This window comes from Oleiphilus sp. HI0125 (assembly GCF_001635355.1).
Map to the genome: position 1 here is coordinate 1 of NZ_LWGF01000361.1, position 1,430 is coordinate 1,430.

General features: G+C 45.7%; 1 protein-coding gene. It reads left to right on the forward strand.

Annotated features, from left to right (window positions below; all coding sequences use genetic code 11):
• Positions 1-976 (forward strand): CdaR family transcriptional regulator (locus tag A3762_RS05045; RefSeq protein WP_068754386.1); only part of this gene is annotated, 976 nt, incomplete at its 5' end.
• Between the last annotated feature and the right edge of the window lie 454 nt (positions 977-1,430).

Below are 1,430 nucleotides of genomic sequence, written 5' to 3' on the forward strand. Positions count from 1 at the left end.
TGTTTCAGATAATATTGTGCAAAATGCCTTGGCCATTATTGAAAGAGGCGTGCCAGAACTCATGTTAGCGCTTGATAGAGCAGGACAAAACGTAGCATGGCAATACTGGATGAATGTCGCGTTTGAGATTGCTGAAAACCCGCGTGAATTGAAGTTGCTATTGGATGTGTCATTCAGGTCTATCTCAAGTTATATCGATACAAGTCGCGATTTATTGCAAAGCATATTGAAAGAATATTCTGACGATGAACAAAGTGCTTATCTGGCTAAAAAGCGTGATCTGGTAGTGACCATTCTAGAGGGGCATGGCGTACAAGTTGATAAAGCGATCAGGCAGCTAGATTACACAATGACTCAGGCGCAACATGCGGCTGTTGTTTGGAGTGATGAGGCTAATCTTGAACTCAATGCACTTGAAAAGGCAGCAGAATATTTCGTTAAGTGTTTTCGAGATGTCGACTCTTTGTCTGTCATTGTCTCAGCAGAAGTGATGTGGATATGGGTGGGTTCTTCGGAACCGATCGATACCTATCGACTGCGTTCTTACTTCGCTAAACTAAAAACCATTAAGCTCTCTTATGCATCAGCTGGACAAGGCTTAGAAGGCTTTCGCAAAGCGCACATGGATGCCTTGGCGGCACAGAGAATTTTGGGACGCTTCCGGTCGGGGGCAAGTATTGTGTCTTATGAACAACTGCGTCTGGCAGAGATGTTATCGCGAGATCTCGACGCAACGAATAACTTCATTCGTTATATCTTGGGCGATTTAGCACGCTCTTCGAAAGAGTTAAGACAGTCGTTGTTGGCGTATATCGGTGCTAGCTGTAACGCGAGCAAAGCGGCTGATCAATTGCATACTCATCGTAATACCTTGCTGCGCAGGCTCACCAAAGCACAGGAGTTACTGCCGCGGCCTTTGGAAGAAAACTTAATACAAGTTGGAGCGGCGCTGGAACTTTCGAGTTGGCTATCTTGATGAAAGAGTAGTATTGCCAATACCTTTAGAGATATGAGAGTGATCATAGACAATTGCGGTAGTTTGTTTTTTAGAGGGTAACATCAAGCTAATTCTTCTTTTCCTGTCGGCGCTGGCCGACGGCAGGCCAGGGTCTTTGTTTGGCCAAAGACCCCAATACCCCAAAGGTGACCCAGATCGCTTGCGCGCTCGACGGGATTTAAGTTTCGTTCCAATCCGTCATTGCCGCGCAGGCGGCACAAAAGCGCTTTAGCGCGTTGAACGACAAAAAGTCGGCCCGAAGGGTAAGCGAAGCGCATCATCTATTGTTTAAAGTGCAATGCATGGAGTTAGACAGAAGCGGCTGTTAATGATTATCCGCAGCCGATAGGAGCTCCATTAGGACAGCGGACGAAATTCATTATTTGTTAATGCCCTAAACACCCAGACTTAAGTCATTAAGTTAGAGTACTTT